General features: G+C 68.4%; 13 protein-coding genes. 6 read left to right on the forward strand and 7 right to left on the reverse strand.

The window, feature by feature from the left end; translation table 11 throughout:
- Positions 1-4: 4 nt before the first annotated feature.
- Positions 5-2,269 carry a pyruvate, water dikinase gene (gene ppsA, locus ACOZ32_RS06510; protein ID WP_285254626.1) on the reverse strand — a complete coding sequence of 755 codons (2,265 nt, stop codon included), beginning with the start codon at positions 2,267-2,269 and terminating at the stop codon, positions 5-7.
- A 133-nt stretch (positions 2,270-2,402) separates the two neighbouring features.
- On the opposite strand from ppsA, the gene ACOZ32_RS06515 reads away from it, so the two are divergent.
- The gene (locus ACOZ32_RS06515) at positions 2,403-2,792 is read left to right on the forward strand and encodes a hypothetical protein (protein ID WP_010902201.1); all 390 of its coding nucleotides are present in this window, start codon (positions 2,403-2,405) and stop codon (positions 2,790-2,792) included.
- Here ACOZ32_RS06515 and ACOZ32_RS06520 read toward each other — a convergent pair whose 3' ends face one another.
- Positions 2,793-3,698 carry a PhzF family phenazine biosynthesis protein gene (locus tag ACOZ32_RS06520; protein ID WP_010902202.1) on the reverse strand — a complete coding sequence of 302 codons (906 nt, stop codon included), beginning with the start codon at positions 3,696-3,698 and terminating at the stop codon, positions 2,793-2,795. It lies immediately after the preceding gene.
- Positions 3,699-3,976: 278 nt separating this feature from the next.
- Between ACOZ32_RS06520 and ACOZ32_RS06525 the strand changes: the two genes are divergently transcribed.
- The 3 genes from ACOZ32_RS06525 (at position 3,977) to ACOZ32_RS06535 (ending at position 6,352) form a co-directional block, all read left to right on the forward strand.
- Positions 3,977-4,669 (forward strand): phosphoribosyltransferase, encoded by a 693-nt coding sequence (locus tag ACOZ32_RS06525; RefSeq protein ID WP_010902203.1) that lies wholly within the window; start codon positions 3,977-3,979, stop codon positions 4,667-4,669.
- 54 nt (positions 4,670-4,723) lie between these two features.
- Complete coding sequence (gene mtnP, locus ACOZ32_RS06530) at positions 4,724-5,578, forward strand: S-methyl-5'-thioadenosine phosphorylase (protein WP_136361089.1); 855 nt, start codon at positions 4,724-4,726, stop codon at positions 5,576-5,578.
- Between the two features lie 72 nt (positions 5,579-5,650).
- Positions 5,651-6,352 carry a DUF7504 family protein gene (locus ACOZ32_RS06535; RefSeq protein ID WP_235168140.1) on the forward strand — a complete coding sequence of 234 codons (702 nt, stop codon included), beginning with the start codon at positions 5,651-5,653 and terminating at the stop codon, positions 6,350-6,352.
- 4 nt (positions 6,353-6,356) lie between these two features.
- Here the strand turns inward: ACOZ32_RS06535 and ACOZ32_RS06540 are convergent, their stop codons facing one another.
- From ACOZ32_RS06540 to ACOZ32_RS06550, 3 genes are read right to left on the reverse strand one after another with little or no spacing between them, the layout of a single operon-like run.
- Positions 6,357-7,217 (reverse strand): segregation and condensation protein A, encoded by an 861-nt coding sequence (locus tag ACOZ32_RS06540; RefSeq protein ID WP_285254625.1) that lies wholly within the window; start codon positions 7,215-7,217, stop codon positions 6,357-6,359.
- A complete protein-coding gene (gene smc, locus ACOZ32_RS06545) occupies positions 7,210-10,782 on the reverse strand; it encodes a chromosome segregation protein SMC (RefSeq protein WP_285254624.1) in 3,573 nt (1,190 codons plus the stop codon). Before smc ends, ACOZ32_RS06540 begins: the two co-directional genes overlap by 8 nt.
- Positions 10,783-10,803: 21 nt before the next feature.
- On the reverse strand, positions 10,804-11,088 hold the full coding sequence (locus ACOZ32_RS06550) for a DUF7518 family protein (RefSeq protein WP_285253149.1): 285 nt from the start codon (positions 11,086-11,088) through the stop codon (positions 10,804-10,806).
- 129 nt (positions 11,089-11,217) lie between these two features.
- On the opposite strand from ACOZ32_RS06550, the gene gatB reads away from it, so the two are divergent.
- Positions 11,218-12,705: an Asp-tRNA(Asn)/Glu-tRNA(Gln) amidotransferase subunit GatB gene (gene gatB, locus ACOZ32_RS06555; RefSeq protein ID WP_205251448.1), complete on the forward strand. Its 1,488-nt coding sequence runs from the start codon at positions 11,218-11,220 to the stop codon at positions 12,703-12,705.
- Between the two features lie 45 nt (positions 12,706-12,750).
- Here the strand turns inward: gatB and ACOZ32_RS06560 are convergent, their stop codons facing one another.
- Positions 12,751-13,143: a hypothetical protein gene (locus ACOZ32_RS06560; protein ID WP_285253148.1), complete on the reverse strand. Its 393-nt coding sequence runs from the start codon at positions 13,141-13,143 to the stop codon at positions 12,751-12,753.
- A gap of 58 nt (positions 13,144-13,201) precedes the next feature.
- Positions 13,202-13,582: a hypothetical protein gene (locus ACOZ32_RS06565; protein ID WP_229373391.1), complete on the reverse strand. Its 381-nt coding sequence runs from the start codon at positions 13,580-13,582 to the stop codon at positions 13,202-13,204.
- A 222-nt stretch (positions 13,583-13,804) separates the two neighbouring features.
- Here ACOZ32_RS06565 and ACOZ32_RS06570 point away from each other — a divergent pair, with 222 nt between their 5' ends.
- Positions 13,805-16,294: a DNA topoisomerase I gene (locus ACOZ32_RS06570; protein WP_424335086.1), complete on the forward strand. Its 2,490-nt coding sequence runs from the start codon at positions 13,805-13,807 to the stop codon at positions 16,292-16,294.
- The last annotated feature ends 85 nt before the right edge of the window (positions 16,295-16,379 follow it).

The raw sequence follows: 16,379 nt of genomic DNA on the forward strand, positions 1-16,379 counted from the left end.
GCGGTCACTCACGGGCCGACTCGAGCAGGAGTCGCTGCTCGACGCGCTTGACCTCGTGTTGGACGTCGCGAACGGCGTCGATGTTCGCGGAGATCGAGGACACGCCGGTCTCCACCAGGAAATCCACCATCTCGGGTTTCGAGCCGGCCTGCCCGCAGATGCTGGTGGCGACGTCGTGCTCGCGGCAGGCGTCGATGGTGCGTTCGATGAGCGTCAACACCGACGGGTGGAGTTCGTCGAACCGGTCGGCGACGCTGCCGTTGTTGCGGTCGACGGCCAGCGTGTACTGGGTCAAGTCGTTCGTGCCGAAGCTCGCGAAGTCCACGCCCTCCTGTGCGATCTCCTCGATGGCGAGCGCGGCCGCCGGCGTCTCGATCATGACGCCCCACGATCGCTTCTCGACGTCGATGCCGGCGTCCGCCATCAGGTCTCGGGCCCGCGCAACGTCCTGGGCGTCGTTGACCAGGGGGAACATCACTTCCACGTTGTCGTACCCCATCTCGTAGAGCCGCCGGAACGCCGACAGCTCGTGTTTGAACACGTCCGGGCGGTCGAGGCTGCGCCGAACCCCGCGGTAGCCGAGCATCGGGTTGTGCTCGTGGGGCTCGTCGTTGCCGCCTTCGAGTTGCCGGAACTCGTCGGTCGGTGCGTCGAGCGTGCGAACCCGCACCGGCCGCGGGTAGAACTCCTCGGCGACGCCCCGGATGCCGTCGACGAGCTCCTGGACGTAGGCGTCCTCGCCGTGGTCGTCGATATACCGCTTGGGCGTCTTGTTCGTGGACAGGATCATGTGCTCCATGCGGAGCAGCCCGACCCCGTCGGCACCGGTCGCGGCGGCGCGCTCGGCGGCCTCCGGGATGGAGACGTTGACCTTGACTTCGGTGGCGGTCATCGGCTTCACCGGCGTCGTCGGTCGCGCGTCCTCGATGGGGTCGTGCTCGGTGGTGGTCTCCTCGCGGCCGTCGCGGACGACGCCACGGTCACCGTCGAGCGTGACCGCCTGATCGTCGCACAGCGTGGTCGTGGCGTCCGTCGCGCCGACGACCGCCGGACAGCCGAGTTCGCGGGAGACGATGGCGGCGTGACTGGTCATCCCGCCCTCGTCGGTGACGATGCCCGCCGCCCGCTTCATCGCCGGCACCATGTCGGGGGTCGTCATCTCGGTGGCGATGATGTCGCCCTCGCCGATCTTGTCGAGCTCGTCGAGGCTCGTGACGACGCGTGCCGGCCCCGACGCGACACCCGGGCTCGCGCCCAGTCCGGTGACGACGGCGTCGCCGTCGCCGCCACCACCGTCGGTGTTCGCTACCGCCCCGTCGGTGTCGTCCTCGATGGTCGTGATCGGCCGGGACTGCAGCATGTACACGTCGCCGTCGACGATCGCCCACTCCACGTCCTGTGGGGCGTCGTAGTGGGCTTCGACGCGCTCCCCGATGGTGACCAGGTCGCTGATCTCGCCGTCGTCGAGGACGCGCTGGGTGCGCTTCCGGTCGGGCACGTCGCGGGACACGGTCTCGCCGGTGTCGTCGTCCTTGACGTGCATCACCTTCTTGTCGGCGACCGTCGCCTCCTCGACGGTGTCCGTGTCGCGGTCGACGACGTAGTTGTCCGGCGACACCGCCCCGGAGACGACCGCTTCGCCGAGCCCCCAGGCGGCCTCGACGATGGCCTCGTGTGCGCCCGTCGAGGGGTGGCTGGTGAACAACACCCCGGATTTCTCCGCGTCGACCATGCGCTGGACGACGACGGCGATGTTCACGCGGTCGTGATCGAAGCCCTGTTCCTGTCGGTAGTAGATCGCGCGCTCCGTGAACAGGCTCGCCCAGCAGCGTTTCACGTGGTCGAGCAGCGCCTCACGCGTGATGTTGAGAAACGTCTCCTGTTGGCCGGCGAAGCTCGCGTCCGGGAGGTCCTCGGCGGTCGCCGAGGACCGGACCGCGACGAACGCCGCCCCGTCGTCGAGGGCGTCGTACGACGAGAGGATGTCCTCGCGGAGACTCGCCGGGAAGTCGGTGTTCAGGATGAGGTCGCTCGCGTGCGCCGCGGCGTCGGCGAGCGCGTCGGAGTCCTCGGCGTCGACGCCCACCGCGTCGAACAGCTCCTGGTCGATCCCTGCCTCCTCGATGAACGTCCGGTAGGTGCCGGCGGTCACGACGAAGCCCGGTGGGACTGGGAGCCCGGCATCCGTGAGTTCGCCGAGTGATGCCCCTTTGCCGCCGACACTGTCGATGTCGTCGGCGCGTACGTCTTCCAGCCAGCGTACAGCCATGTGGCGTCTGTACAGTCACGCAATGCCCCTATGAATATTCCGAACCCCTCTGGAGAACTGACATATGGTACTCGGAACCGAGTTGTCGTTTCTACTCGATGGGTTTTACCCGGCGCACTCCGTGAGACCGCGCATGGACGCGAAACGCGCCGCCACACACTCAAGCAAATACTTCCTCGCCACGACGATCCTCGGCATCGTCGCGCTCGCGCTCATCGGCTACGGCGGGGTCCTCGCACAGCCCGCGTTCGAACACGGTCTCCCATCCGGCCCCCACCTCGCTGACGCCGTTCCCGGGCTCGCGCTCGCGGCCGCCGGCGTCGTCATCTACCGGTTCGGCGCATCCTGGGCGCTGTACACGACGCTCACTGCCGCCCACGAGGACGCACTCGACGACACCCTCGACACCGCACGCGTGAAATCCGACATCGTCAGCGTGCTCGACGACCGCCTCTCGGACATGCAGACCGACCTCCAGTCGGCCAACCGCGAACTCCGCGAGCTCAAGCGCGACGACGACTGACTACGCCTCCAGGATCTCCTCCTCGGTCTCGGCCGGCACCGCCAGCGTCCCGTCGAGCGTCGACACGCCACGCCCGCCGACCATCGGCGCATCGCCAGCGACCCGCACCCGAACCCGCCCCGGCCGATCCACGAAATGCCCCTGCTCGAACACCATCTCATCCGGCGCGTCCCCGTCGAACGCCCCGAACCGCGCCAGATACGCGCCCGCCGCCCCGCTCGCGGTGCCCGTCACGGGGTCCTCATCGACGCCCACACCAGGCACCCACGCCCGCCCATGCGCCGTCGACGCCCGGTCGAGCGCGTCGAACGAGAACATGTAGACGCCCGCCGCGCCCACGTCGTCGGCGAGCGCCTCGACGGCATCGAAATCGGGGTCGGCGTCGCCGAGATCCGAGAGGTACGTGATGGGCACGATCAGGAACGGCAGCCCGGTGTCGGCGACCGCAAGCGGGATGTCGTCGCTGGCACCCCGCAGCGCGGCCGCCTCGGTCCCGGTCGCCTCCGCGACCCGCTCGTAGGACAGCTCCACCTCGCGGACCGTCGGCGGGTTCTGGGCCATCCACACGGTCCCGTCCTCGGCCACCTCGATGTCGAGCACGCCGACGTTCGTCTCCAGGGTGTGCTCGCCGGCGGCGAGCGCGCCGTCGTCGTACAGGTGCGCGTGACTCGCGATGGTCGCGTGCCCACAGAGGTCGACCTCAGTGGTCGGTGTGAAATACCGGAGTCGGCGGTCGGCCGCGTCGCTCGGCCGCAGAAACGCCGTCTCGCTGGCGCCGAGCTCGGCCGCGATCGCCTGCATCTGGTCGTCGGTCAGTCCCCCGGCGTCCGGCACCACACCCGCGGCGTTGCCCGCACACGAGTCGTCGGTGAACGCGTCCACGAGCAGCGCTCGCGTCTCGGTCATGGCCCCGATTCGGGGCCCTCGGGCTTGCCTGTTTTCCTCCTCGCGTCGCCCCAGCCCGCCGCGGCGTCACTCCGATCCAGCCAGCCAGCCTGCGAGTGCCGCGACGACCGCCGCCGACTGATCTCCGCAGGCGGTCCGTCGTGGTGCCGTCATACGCCCGCTCCCGGGTGGAGGCCACTTCTGCGTTCCTGGGCCCGAGCGCGCTCGGTCCGGACACAGGGTTCGCCCGGTCGGCCTGTAAACCGTTAAGTAGCGACGCGAGCGAGTGCCGACACGCAATGAGTGACCTCCCGGACGATTTCAACTGCACGATCACCAACTGGGAGTATATTTACGGACTCTGCCGGGACGTCAGCGACCAGGTCAAAGCCGCCGACTTCGAGCCCGACGTGGTCGTTGCGCTCGCCCGCGGCGGCTGGTTCGCGGGCCGGTGTCTCTGTGACTTCCTCGGCCTGAACGACCTCACGAGCCTGAAAATGGAGCACTACGTCGGCACCGCGGAGAAATCCGCCGAGCCCGAAGTCCGGTACCCGATGCCGGAGGGCTCCGTCGAAGACAAGGACGTGCTCATCATCGACGACATCGCCGACACCGGCGGCTCCATCGAACACGCCCACGAGTACGTCCAAGACCGGGACGCCAACGCGGTCCGAACGGCAACCCTCCAGTTGCTGCAGACCAGCGCCTTCGAGCCCGACTACGTGGGCGAACGCCTCGACGAGTGGGCGTGGATCGTCTACCCCTGGAACTTCATCGAGGACATGATCGACATCATCGCCGGCGTGATGGCCACCGACGACGACGGCCCCTACACCACGGCCGGCATCCGCGACCTGCTCGCGGACTACCACGACGTCGACCGCATCCAGATGGAGATCGCACAGCCTGACCGCCTCACTGAAGTCCGCTCCGAGATGGTGCGCCGGGACGTGCTCGCCGCCACCGACGCCGACCGCTGGGCGCTCGTGTGACGCCCGCCGGCCGCCACCGCATCGTTTAGGTGTGGGGCCCGCTCACATCCTGGTGTGATCGGCTTCATCGGCGGTTCCGGCATCTACGACGCACTGCCACTGAACGACGTCCGGGAAACAGCCGTTTCGACGCCGTACGGCGACCCGAGCGCGCCGGTGACCATCGGCGAGTTCGGCGACACCGGCACCGAGGTGGCGTTCCTGCCGCGCCACGGCTCCGACCACCAGCGGTCGCCGACGAACCTCCCGTACCGCGCCAACATCTACGCGTTCAAGCAGCTCGGCGTCGAGCGCATCCTCGCGTCCAACGCCGTCGGCAGCCTCAGAGACGAGCTGTCCCCCCAGACGCTGGTCATCCCGGACCAGATCTTCGACCGGACGAACCACCGCGACGCGACGTTCTTCGGCGATGGCGTTGTCGTCCACCAGCCGTTCGCGGACCCCTACTGTCCGCACATGGTCGAGCACCTCCACGACGCCGCCACCGACGCCACCGACGCCGACACCCAGCAGGGCGGCACGTACGTCTGCATCGAAGGCCCCCAGTACTCGACGCGCGCCGAGTCGGAGTTCTACAAGGCCCAGGGCTGGGACCTCGTCGGCATGACCGCCATCCCCGAGGCGAAGCTCGCGCGGGAGGCGGAGATGTGTTACGCGACGGTCGCCGGCGTCACCGACTACGACGTCTGGAAAGCGGACAGCGAAGTCACGCTCGACGAAGTGCTCGCCAACGCCGCCGCCAACGAGGACGCCATCAAGGCGACCGTCGAGCGCGCCATCGAGACGCTGCCCGACGAGCGCGACTGCGACTGCGGCCACAGCCTCGACGGCACGGTCAACACGCCCCCGGAGGCCATCCCCGAGGAGACCCGCGACCGCGTCGCGCCGCTGCTCGGCGACCACATATAGCGGTCACAATACACTAAGATTCGAATCCGTAGACATAAAATGTAAATACGTGAGCCGACTTCGTTAGTGTATATGCAGGGTGACGTGGATGCACAGGCGTTCTCGGCGGAGCTCGCCGAGTTGAAACGCGGCGGCTGTACACTGCTTGTCGCCAGTGACGCGCCCGGCCACGGCACCGCCTGCGAGCGCCTGCTCGGCGCTCCCGAGCTCGACCGCAGCCACGTCTTCCTCTCGACAGCAGTCGACGTTCCGACGATCCTCACGCGCCACCGCCCACGACGCACGGACCCCGGATCGTTCGCCGTCGTCGACGCCACTTCCGACACGCGAAGCACAACCACGACGACCAGCGCCGCCCCCACCGGCCCGACTGCCACCACGGAGTGGTACGAGCGCGCCCCCGATCACCTGGATCTGGCGGCCGTCTACACCACAACCAAGGCCGCCATCGACCGGGTGGCTGCGGACGCCGACGGCCCGGGTGAGCTCCGCGTCTGCCTCGACCGCCTCGACACCTACATCGACGCCACCACCGCCGGCACCATCGCGGAAACCGAGCTGTTCCGGTTCCTACACTTGCTCTGTGGCGCGATCCGGCGCGTCGACGGCATGGGCCACGTCCACGTCTCGGCGTCGGCCGACGACGACGTGCTCGGAACCATCGAGCCGCTGTTCGACGCGACCGTCGAGATCGAAACGACGGCCGGCCAACACGCCCGCCAGCGCTGGCACCTCCACAGCTCCGGCCGGGAGACCGGCTGGTTCCAGCTGTAGCCTCTCACGCCGGCGGCACTGTCGCCGCCTGCGCGGGGAACTCCTCGGTCGCCTGCACCCAGAGGTCGCCGAACAACTCGTCTTGGGCGAGCGTGACCGCGCCCCGGTGTGCGAGAAACAACACCGCCAGAAACGTCTCCACTCGGGACGGCCCGGCAGCCGCGATCTCGGCGTACAACACCTCGTCCCGGCCGGCCTCGTACTGCGCGGCGAGCGCCCCCCGGACGTCGGTGATCGTGGCCTCGATGTCCTCCCCGTGGGCGTTCCCGAGCGTCTCCGCGGTGGTTGGCTCGTCAGCCATCCGGCCCGCGTCACCGCTGCGGTACTCCATCTCATTGACGCCCCGCCGGAACCCCTGTGGGCTGTCGCTGGTGTCGTACTCCCTGGACTCCTTCCACCACGACCCCCGCTCGGCCTCCCGGAGCTCGCGCACGAGCTCGTCCAGCGTCTGTGGGCTGCCCCGCGCCTGCTTGCGATCCAGTCGCCGCTCCATTTCGGCCTCCAGGGACGCCACCGGATCCGACGCCGGCTGTGCGTCGTCCCCGTCCGGCGGCTCCCAGGGCGCGCGCTCGTCGTCACCGTCGTCGGCGTCCTCGTCGTCGTCGTCGTCCAGCATCGCCTCGCTTTTCATCCGCAACAGCACGCTGGCGTAGAACAGCGCCCGCCCCGACGTCCGCAGATCAGCCTCGTCGAGTGCCGCCAGGAACTTGTCGGTCACCGCGACGATGTCGATGTCCCAGGGCTCGATCTCGCCGCGCTCGGCCAACCGCACCAGCACCGCCACCGGCTCGACCGCATCGCCGTCGGCGTCACTCCGCCCCTCGTGGCCGGGACTGGCCACCGGCACCGCGTCCCGATCAGTCATCCGTGACCGCCTCCTGCGCCGAGAGGTCGATGCCGGTGACGATGCTGCGGTTGTCAGCCTGCATCGTCACCCCGATGGCGCGCTCGGAGCGGTCGAGCATCGCCGACCGATGGCTGACCACGACGAACTGCGCGTCGCCCGCAAGCTCGTCCACGAGCTCGCCGACGCGATCCGCGTTCACCGCGTCGAGGAACGCGTCCACCTCATCCAGCGCGTAGAACGGCGCGGGGGTGTGGCGCTGGATGGCGAAAATGAACGCCAGCGCGGTCAGCGACTTCTCGCCGCCGCTCATCGCGTCCAACCGCTGGACGGGTTTGTCCCCGGGCTGTGCCTTCATCGTCAACCCCCCGTCGAAGGGGTCGTCGGGGGTTTCGAGTTCGAGCCCGCCGGTGCCGGCTGACAACCGCGAGAAGATGCGCTGGAAGTGGTCGTTGATCGCCTCGAACGCCGCCATGAACGTCGACTTCTTCTGCTCGTCGTAGCGCGCGATGCGCTCCCGAATCCCGTCGGCCTCCTCGGTGAGCGTCGCTCGCTGCGCCTCCAGGCTATCGAGGGTGTCGGCGACCGACTCGTACTCGTCGATCGCGAGCATGTTCACCGGCTCCAACGCCTCCATGCGCGCGCCGAGGCGTTCGACGTTCTCCGCGACCACGTCGGCGTCCGGAATCTCCGCCGGATCGTACTCCCCGACGGCGTCGTCCAGCTCCGCGACCTCCTCGCTGAGCGTCTGCGCTGCCGCCTGCAGGCGCTCCAGGCGGTGTCGTGCGTCCTCGACCGCGGCCGCCTGCTCGTCGCGGGCGTCTTCGGCCTCACTGAGGTCGGCCTTGCGCTCCTCGCGGTCGCGTTTCAGGTCCGCCAGCTCGGCTTCGAGGTCCTCAACCGCCGCCTCCTTCTCAGCGAGCTCCGCCTGCTTGGCCTCGATGTCGCCGTTCAACGCCTCGATTCGCGCCTGCTCGTCGGCTTTCCGGCTCTCGGCGTCGGCCACGTCAGCCTGGAGGTCCTCGACGGCGTCCTCGGCGTACTCTTTTTCCAGTGTGAGGCTGTTCAGCTCGCCATCGAGCTCGTCGACACGACCCTCTAGGTCCGCGACGGTCGCCTCGATGTCTTCCTTTTCGGCGGTGAGCTCGGGGATCCTCGACTCCGCCAACTCCGCCTCCAACGACTCGATCTCGGCCTCGATGGCTGCGATCGTCTCCTGCTGTGCGTCGATCTCCGCGTCGACGGTCTGCATCTCCGCGTCGACGGCCTCGCGCTCGTCCTGCAGCTCCTCGATGCGCGTTTCGAGATCCGCGATGCGCTCCACGGCGGCCTCCCGGTCGGCCTCGGCGGCCTCGATGTCGGCCTGGATCGTCCGCACCTGCTCGGTGGCGTCCTGGCGGCGGTCCCGCGCCGAATCCAGGCGCTGGTCGATCTCGCGGACCTCCTGGCGGCAGTCCTCGCGGTCGTCTTCGAGACCCTGGATGCGCTCGGCGACCCGTTCGAGTTGCCCCTTCCCGGATTTCGAAAACGAATACCGCGACCCCGACCGACTCCCCCCGGTCATCGCGCCGGATTTCTCGACGAGATCGCCCGCCAGCGTCACGAGCCGGAACTCGCCCATCAGGTCGCGTGCGGTCTCCATGTTCTCCACGACCAGCGTACTCCCCAACACGTACGAGAACACCGGCGCGTACCGCTCGTCGAAGTCCACGAGGTCGTACGCGAAGTCCACCACGCCGGGCATCGCCGGCGCGCTCGGCAGCGACCGTTGCTGCATCTCGGTGATCGGGAGGAACGTCGCGCGGCCGGCGTTGCGCTGCTTGAGGTACTCGATGCAGCGCTGCCCGACGCCGTCGTCGTCCACCACCACGTTCGCCAGCCGCCCGCCCGCAGCCGTCTCGCAGGCGGTCGCGTACTGCTCGCGCACGCCACCCAACTGGCCGACGGTGCCGTGCACGCCGTCCCGGTCGTCGTTCAGCACCGTCGTCACCGCCTTCCCGTACGAGGAATCTCCCGACTGGTCGGCCTGCGCCTCCAGGCGCGCGTACTCCTCTTGGGCCGCCGACAGCTCGTCCTCGACCGCCGCGAGGTCCTCTTGGCGCTGGCGTTTCTCCTGTTTGAGGTCCTCGACCACGTCGACGATCTGCTCGCGGTTCCGCGTTGCCTTCTCCAGTTCGTCCGCGAGCTCGTCCAGCGTGGCGTCCACCTCGGGGAGCTCGGCCCGGGCGTCCTCCAAGTCGGCCTCGGCGTCGGCCAGCTCCTCGCTGCGGCGTTTGGCCTCGTCCAGCAGTCGGTCTTGCTCCCGCTGGTGGTCGTTGCGCTCGCGTTTGGCGTCCTCCAGGGCGGTCTTCTCGTCCGCGAGCGCGGCTTTCAGCTCGTCGAACTCGGTGTCCACGGACTCGATCTCGGCTTCGATGTCGGCGAGCTCGTCGCGGCGCTCCTGGATCTCCGCGGTCACCGACGCCTTCTGGACTTTCACCTCCCTGATGTCGGTCTCAAGGGCGTCGATCCGTTCGCGTTTGCGGTCGATCTCGACGACCGCCTCTCGGCGCTCGGCGTCCGCGTCCTGGACGCGATCCTCGCAGGCCGCGACCGTGTCTTCGAGCCGCGACACCTCGCCTTTGATCTCCTCGATCTCGCGCTTGATCGCAAGCTGTTCGTCCTCACCCTTGCGCTCGATCTCGGCGTTCAACGCCGCCAAATCCGCTTCGATGCGGCCCACGGTGTCGCGGCGCTCGTCCAACTCGGCGGTGAGCCCCTCCAACTCGCGCTCCTGTTCGTCGATGTCCGCCCGCGTCGACGACAGGTCGGCGCGGGTCTCCTCCAACTCGGCGGCCTTGGCGTACCCCTCGTACTCCTGTTTTTCCTCCTGTAGGTCCTGGTATTCGAGGGCGGTCTCGCGCTCGTCGGCGAGGCGGTCGAGGCGGTCGCGCTTCTCGTCGATCTTCAGCTCCGCCTCCCCGATGCGCTCCTCGACGACGTCCAACTCCTCGAACGCGTCGCGCTTCTTCGCGTCGAACTCCGCGACACCCGCGATCTCGTCGATGATCTCGCGGCGCTCGCCGGCGGTCATGTTGATGATGCCAGTGACGTCACCCTGCATCACCACGTTGTATCCCTCCGGGGCGATCCCCGCCTGCGCGAGCAGCTCTTGGATGTCCGCGAGGTTCACCGACCGGTCGTTCAGGTAGTAGTACGAGTAGTGGCTGTCGTCGGTGCGCTTGACGCGGCGCTTGATCGTGATGGTGTCCACGCTGCCGACGTTCTCGGAGCCGGCGGCGGTGGTCACCTGCGACCGGGAGACCACGCCCGCGTCGTTGTTCAACACGACTTCGACGCTGGCCTCCGTCGGCCCCGCGGCTCCATCAGCGCCCTCGTGAGCGGGGTTGTAGATGAGATCAGTGAGCGTTTCGGCGCGCATCCCGGTGGTGCGGGCCAACCCAAGCGCGAACAGTATGGCGTCGATGATGTTCGACTTCCCGGAGCCGTTGGGACCACTGATCGTCGTGAAGTCCTCGTAGAACGGGATTCGGGTGGTCCCTGCGAAGCTCTTGAAGTTCTCAACGACGAGTTCCTCTATGTACATGTGCAAAGGGGGCGGCCAGCCTCAAGCGACGATGATGTCGTCGAGCCCGGAGTCGTCGGTGTCGTCGGTGGTGGTGTCGTCCTCGGTGTCGTCGGCGTCCGTCTCGTCGGCTGGCTGGTCGTCGGCCGGCTCGATGGCGGACTGGTCGCGGGCCTGCCTGAGCGCGTCGGTTGACGGTGGCTGGTCGAGTTCGGCTTCGAGCGCCCGGATGCGTTCGCCCGCATCGACCAGCTCCTCGGTGAGGCCGCGCACGGTCGCTTCCAGTTCAGCGACTCGGTCTTCGAGGTCGGTGGCGTCGTCGCTCATATCCTGGGAACCGGCCTCGATACGTAAAAGGATGTATCGGACGTGCGTCAGACACCTATTAGAGATTCGACTGGTTGTGGGTTCGGGGCTTCGTTACTCCTAAGCGGACGCACCGAGAATCCGTTGGTAATGAGTGCGCAGGCAGCCGAACGGGATCTCACGGCCATCATCGGGCTGGAGGTCCACGTGCAACTGGAGACGGACACCAAGATCTTCTGTGGGTGTTCGACGGACACCGACGACGCAGACCCGAACACGCACACCTGTCCGGTCTGCCTCGGGCTTCCGGGGGCGCTCCCGACACTGAACGAGGGGGCCGTCGAAGCCGCCGTGAAACTCGGGAAAGCGATCGACGCCGACATCCCCGAGCGAACGCGCTTCCACCGGAAGAACTACTTCTACCCCGACCTCCCCAAGGGGTTCCAGATCACGCAGTACGACGCCCCGATCTGCCAGGACGGCGAACTCGAGGTCGGCACCGCCGACGAACGGCGCGCCATCGGCATCGAGCGCGCGCACCTCGAAGAGGACCCCGGCAGCCTCCAGCACGTCGGCGGCAGCATCGAGGACGCCGACTACACGCTCGTGGACTACAACCGCGCCGGCACGCCCCTGATGGAGATCGTCACCCGGCCGGACTTCCGGGCCGCCGAGGAAGTCCGGTCGTTCCTCGCGAAGCTCACGTCGGTCCTGGAGTATCTCGGCGTCTTCGACGCCGAACGCGACGGCAGCCTGCGCGTCGACGCCAACATCTCGATGGTGGACAGCGCGGAACTCGCCGGCGAGGGCGGTCCCAGCGACGACGTGCTCGAAGCCGCGAACCGGACCGAAGTGAAAAACATCTCCAGTCACCGCGCCGCCCAGAAGGCGCTTGCCTACGAGACCACGCGCCAGCGCAACCAGCTCGAACGCGGGATGGCGGTCGCCCAGGAGACCCGCCACTGGGACGAGGCCCGCGGCGTCACCGTCTCGATGCGCTCCAAGGAGGAAGAGAAAGATTACCGGTACTTCCGGGAGGCCGACATCCCGCCCCTGGAGGTCTCTGACTGGAAAGACGAGATCCCGATCCCGGAGCTGCCGGACGCGCGCCGCGAGCGCTTCCGGACCGAGTACGGGGTCGGCGACGAGACGGCGTCGAAGCTCACCTCCCGGAAAGCCGTCGCGGACCTCTTCGAGGAACTCGCCGACGAGTACGACGCCGCCCTCGCCGCGACGTGGGTCGCGGACAACGTTCTGGGCGAGCTCAACTACCGCGACCTCTCGCTGGACGACGTGGCCGACCGCGACGACGAGTTCGAACGCCTCGTCGAGCTCGTCGCCGAGGACGAGATCACGGCGAAGAACGCCGAGGAAGTCGTGCTGCGCACGATGCTCGACGAGGACCGAGCCCCGGACGAGATCGTCGATGCCGAGGGACTCGGGAAGACCTCGGGGGACGCGGTCGCGGACGCCGTCGCCGAGGCCATCGCGGAGAACCCCGACGCCGTCGCGGACTACCACGACGGCGAGGGCGACGCCCTGAACTTCCTCGTCGGGCAGGTGATGGCGAAGACCGGCGGCAGCGCCGACCCCGGCCAGGTCAACGAACTGCTGCGTGACGAACTGGCGCAGGCGTAACCCTCGCCGCGGCCCCTCATCGCTCGCCTTCGCCGCCGTTGGGGGCTACGATTCTCCATCCGTCCGGTCGGACCCGACGACTGCTGGCCGCACACCAGTGACGACTCCGAGGGCGACACTGAGGCAGCCAGCGAGCAGCCAGCCGGTGCCTGTCCCCGCCGCCAGCGTGGCTCCAAACCCGGTTTTGGTGTATCCGGAGATGAGCATGACCACGCCGAGTGTGGTGTACCCCGCACCCGCGAGCCAGTGTTCGTCGACGAACTCGGGGCGTCTCTCCGGGGTGCCAGCGAGGACGAACGCGACGCCGGCCGCGACGAGCAGCCCCGACTGTTCGGTGAGTCCGGCTGGGTGGCCCGAGACGGCTGACACCGCGAGCAGCCCGCTTCCGAGACACACCAGGAACGCCCCGAACACCGGTGTCGCTTCGCTCCACGTCACGGTGGCGACGACAGCCGGCGTCGGGATAACTCTGCTGTGCCTCTGGACCCGACCGACATCACTCGGGGAAGCCGTCCGACCCGAGGCCGAAGTCGCCCGGCCGGAAGACGTACGCCAGCCCGACGAACGCAAGGCTTGCGCCGCCCAGCCCGACGGCGATGGCGTACGCGAGCTCGGCGTCGGTTCCGGTGTCACCCAGCTTGGAGACGACCAGCCACGCGCCGAGTACGGCGTTCCCCGCGCCGAGCAGTCGGTGGGGACCGACGCGGTCACGGAGCGCGCTCGGCGTCCCGGAGAGTATCATGAGCACACCGGCGGCGATGAGAAGCACGGCTTCTGCGGCGAGCCAGCTCGGCGGCGGGTACGAGAGGGCGACGACACACGCCCCGAGCACGGCGAGTACGAGCCCGAGAACGCGAGCGTACTGGTAGCGGTTCATACGCGTGGTGAGACAACCCATGGGGGTAGTTCTTTCGTGCGATCGCAGGCGCTGCGAGCGGCCGCGCGAGCACTCGCCTGCGCACCCACGGCCACCCGGCATCGCGAACGCCCGAGCGCGCCTTGTCCCGACGCTTGCCTGCGGTTCTCGCGTACGAAATCTTTACCCGGAGTCCCAGCGTACAGTCCCCAACGACACCCGCAGGGGTGGAGGTAGCACACCGTGGAACTCATCGTCACAGAGAAGAACAACGCCGCGCGGCGCATCGCCGACATCCTCTCCGAGGGAGGGGCGTCGACGACACAGACCGCGGGCGTGAACGTCTACGAGTGGGGTGGCCGGCGCTGCATCGGGCTGTCCGGCCACGTCGTCGGGGTTGATTTCCCGCCGGAGTACAACGACTGGCGGGACGTCGAGCCCGCGGAACTGATCCACGCCGACGTGGTGAAAGACCCGACCCAGGAGGACATCGTGAACGCGCTCCAGCGGCTCGCTCGGGAGGCCGACGACGTGGTCATCGCGACCGACTACGACCGCGAGGGCGAGCTCATCGGGAAGGAGGCCTACGAGCTCGTCCGCGAGGTGAACGAGCAGGCACCGGTCAACCGCGTGCGGTTCTCCTCGATCACGGACACCGAGGTGCGGTCGGCGTTCGCGGACCCCGATGACATCGACTTCGACCTCGCGGCCGCCGGCGAAGCCCGCCAGATCGTCGACCTGATGTGGGGGGCGTCGCTGACCCGGTTCCTGTCGCTGTCGGCGGGCCAGATGGGCGAGGACTTCATCTCCGTGGGCCGGGTGCAGTCGCCCACGCTGAAGCTCATCGTGGACAAGGAACGCGAGATCGAGGCGTTCGACCCCGACGACTACTGGGAGCTGTTCGCGGACCTCCGGAAAGACCAGACGACTTTCGAGGCGCAGTACTTCTACGAGGACCCCGCGGACGGCACCGAGGCCGAGCGCGTCTGGAACGAGGGCGACGCCGACGCCGCGTTCGACGCCCTCCGGCAGGCCGGCGAGGCGGTCGTCGACTCCGTCTCCCGCCGGACTCGCACCGACGATCCGCCCGCGCCGTTCAATACCACGCAGTTCATCCGCGCCGCGGGCTCGCTTGGCTACTCGGCGGGCCGCGCGATGAGCATCGCCGAGGACCTCTACACCGCGGGCTACATCACGTACCCCCGCACCGACAACACCGTCTACCCCGACGACCTCGACGAGCGCGACCTGCTGGAAGCCTTCCAGCAGACGGTGTTCGGGGACGACGCCGATTCGCTGCTCGACCAGGACCGCCTCTCGCCGACCAGCGGCGACGAGGAGACCACCGACCACCCGCCGATCCACCCGACGACGGACTTCCCCGACCGCAATCAGCTCTCCGAGGACGAATGGGCGGTCTACGAACTCGTCGTGCGGCGGTTCTTCGCGACGGTCGCCGCGCCCGCCGAGTGGGCGCATCTCCGCGTCACCGCGGACGCCGACGGCGAGTCCCTGAAGGCCAACGGGAAACGCCTCGTCGAGGCGGGTTACCACGCGGTCTACCCGTACTACGACAGCTCCGAGAACCACGTGCCGCCCGTCGAGGAGGGCGACACGCTCGCCATCACCGACGCCCGACTGGACGCCAAACAGACCCAGCCACCGCGCCGGTACGGGCAGAGCCGGCTCATCGAGACGATGGAGTCGATGGACATCGGGACGAAGTCCACGCGGCACAACACCATCGAGAAGCTCTACGACCGCGGCTACATCGAGAACGACCCGCCGCGGCCGACGACGCTCGCGGAGGCGGTCGTGGAGGCCGCCGAGGACTACGCCGATGTCGTGGTCAGCGAGGAGATGACCAGCCAACTGGAGGCGGACATGACCGCCATCGCCGACGGCGAAACGACACTCGACGACGTGACCACGGAGTCCCGGGAGATGCTCGACCGGGTGTTCGACGAACTCACCGCTTCCCGGGCTGAGATCGGCGACCACCTCCGCACGTCACTGAAGGCCGACAAATCACTCGGCCCCTGTCCGGAGTGTGGCGACACGCTGTTGCTCCGGCAGTCCCGCACCGGATCGCATTTCGTGGGCTGCGATGGCTACCCGGAGTGCCAGTTCACCCTCCCGCTGCCGTCGACCGGTGACCCACTCGTCATGGACGCCGTCTGTGAGGATCACGACCTCCACGACGTGAAGATGCTCGCCGGCCGGAACACGTTCGTCCACGGCTGCCCGCTGTGCGCGGCCGAGGCGGCCGACGAGTCCGAGGACCGACTCATCGGGCCGTGTCCGGACTGCGGCGAACCCCACGGCGGCGAACTCGCCATCAAGCAGCTCCAGTCGGGCAGCCGGCTCGTCGGCTGCGACCGCTACCCGGACTGCGAGTACTCGCTGCCGCTGCCCCGACGCGGCGACATCGAGGTCACGGAGACGTACTGCGACGAGCACGACCTCCCCGAACTCGTCGTCCACGACGGCGAGGACGACGACCCCTGGGAGCTCGGCTGCCCCATCTGTAACTACGAGGAGTACCAGGCCCGCCAGCGCCAGCAGGGACTCGAAGCACTGGACGGCGTCGGTCCGAAAACCGCTGCAAAACTCGAATCGGCCGGGGTCGAGGACGTCGGCGCGCTCGCCGACGCCGACCCGGAGGGGATCGCCGACGCGGTCTCGGGGGTCAGTGCCGACACGATCCGAGAGTGGCAAGCGCAGGCGGACTGACAGCCGCCCGCTCGATCCGGGCCGCCAAGCGTGTGACATACGACACGGATTGCGTGTCGTATCGCCGCCTACGTGCCCCCGTGAT

Source organism: Halobacterium sp. MBLA0001 (genome assembly GCF_049705385.1).
In the GTDB taxonomy this organism is placed as follows: Archaea; Halobacteriota; Halobacteria; order Halobacteriales; family Halobacteriaceae; genus Halobacterium; species Halobacterium salinarum.

What these genes read in the sequence shown, in the direction of transcription:
- ppsA (WP_285254626.1), bottom strand. Translation starts at nt 2,269, where the DNA reads ATGGCTGTACGCTGGCTGGAAGACGTACGCGCCGACGACATCGACAGT.
- ACOZ32_RS06515 (WP_010902201.1), top strand. Translation starts at nt 2,403, where the DNA reads ATGGACGCGAAACGCGCCGCCACACACTCAAGCAAATACTTCCTCGCC.
- ACOZ32_RS06520 (WP_010902202.1), bottom strand. Translation starts at nt 3,698, where the DNA reads ATGACCGAGACGCGAGCGCTGCTCGTGGACGCGTTCACCGACGACTCG.
- ACOZ32_RS06525 (WP_010902203.1), top strand. Translation starts at nt 3,977, where the DNA reads ATGAGTGACCTCCCGGACGATTTCAACTGCACGATCACCAACTGGGAG.
- ACOZ32_RS06535 (WP_235168140.1), top strand. Translation starts at nt 5,651, where the DNA reads ATGCAGGGTGACGTGGATGCACAGGCGTTCTCGGCGGAGCTCGCCGAG.
- ACOZ32_RS06540 (WP_285254625.1), bottom strand. Translation starts at nt 7,217, where the DNA reads ATGACTGATCGGGACGCGGTGCCGGTGGCCAGTCCCGGCCACGAGGGG.
- smc (WP_285254624.1), bottom strand. Translation starts at nt 10,782, where the DNA reads ATGTACATAGAGGAACTCGTCGTTGAGAACTTCAAGAGCTTCGCAGGG.
- ACOZ32_RS06550 (WP_285253149.1), bottom strand. Translation starts at nt 11,088, where the DNA reads ATGAGCGACGACGCCACCGACCTCGAAGACCGAGTCGCTGAACTGGAA.
- gatB (WP_205251448.1), top strand. Translation starts at nt 11,218, where the DNA reads ATGAGTGCGCAGGCAGCCGAACGGGATCTCACGGCCATCATCGGGCTG.
- ACOZ32_RS06565 (WP_229373391.1), bottom strand. Translation starts at nt 13,582, where the DNA reads ATGAACCGCTACCAGTACGCTCGCGTTCTCGGGCTCGTACTCGCCGTG.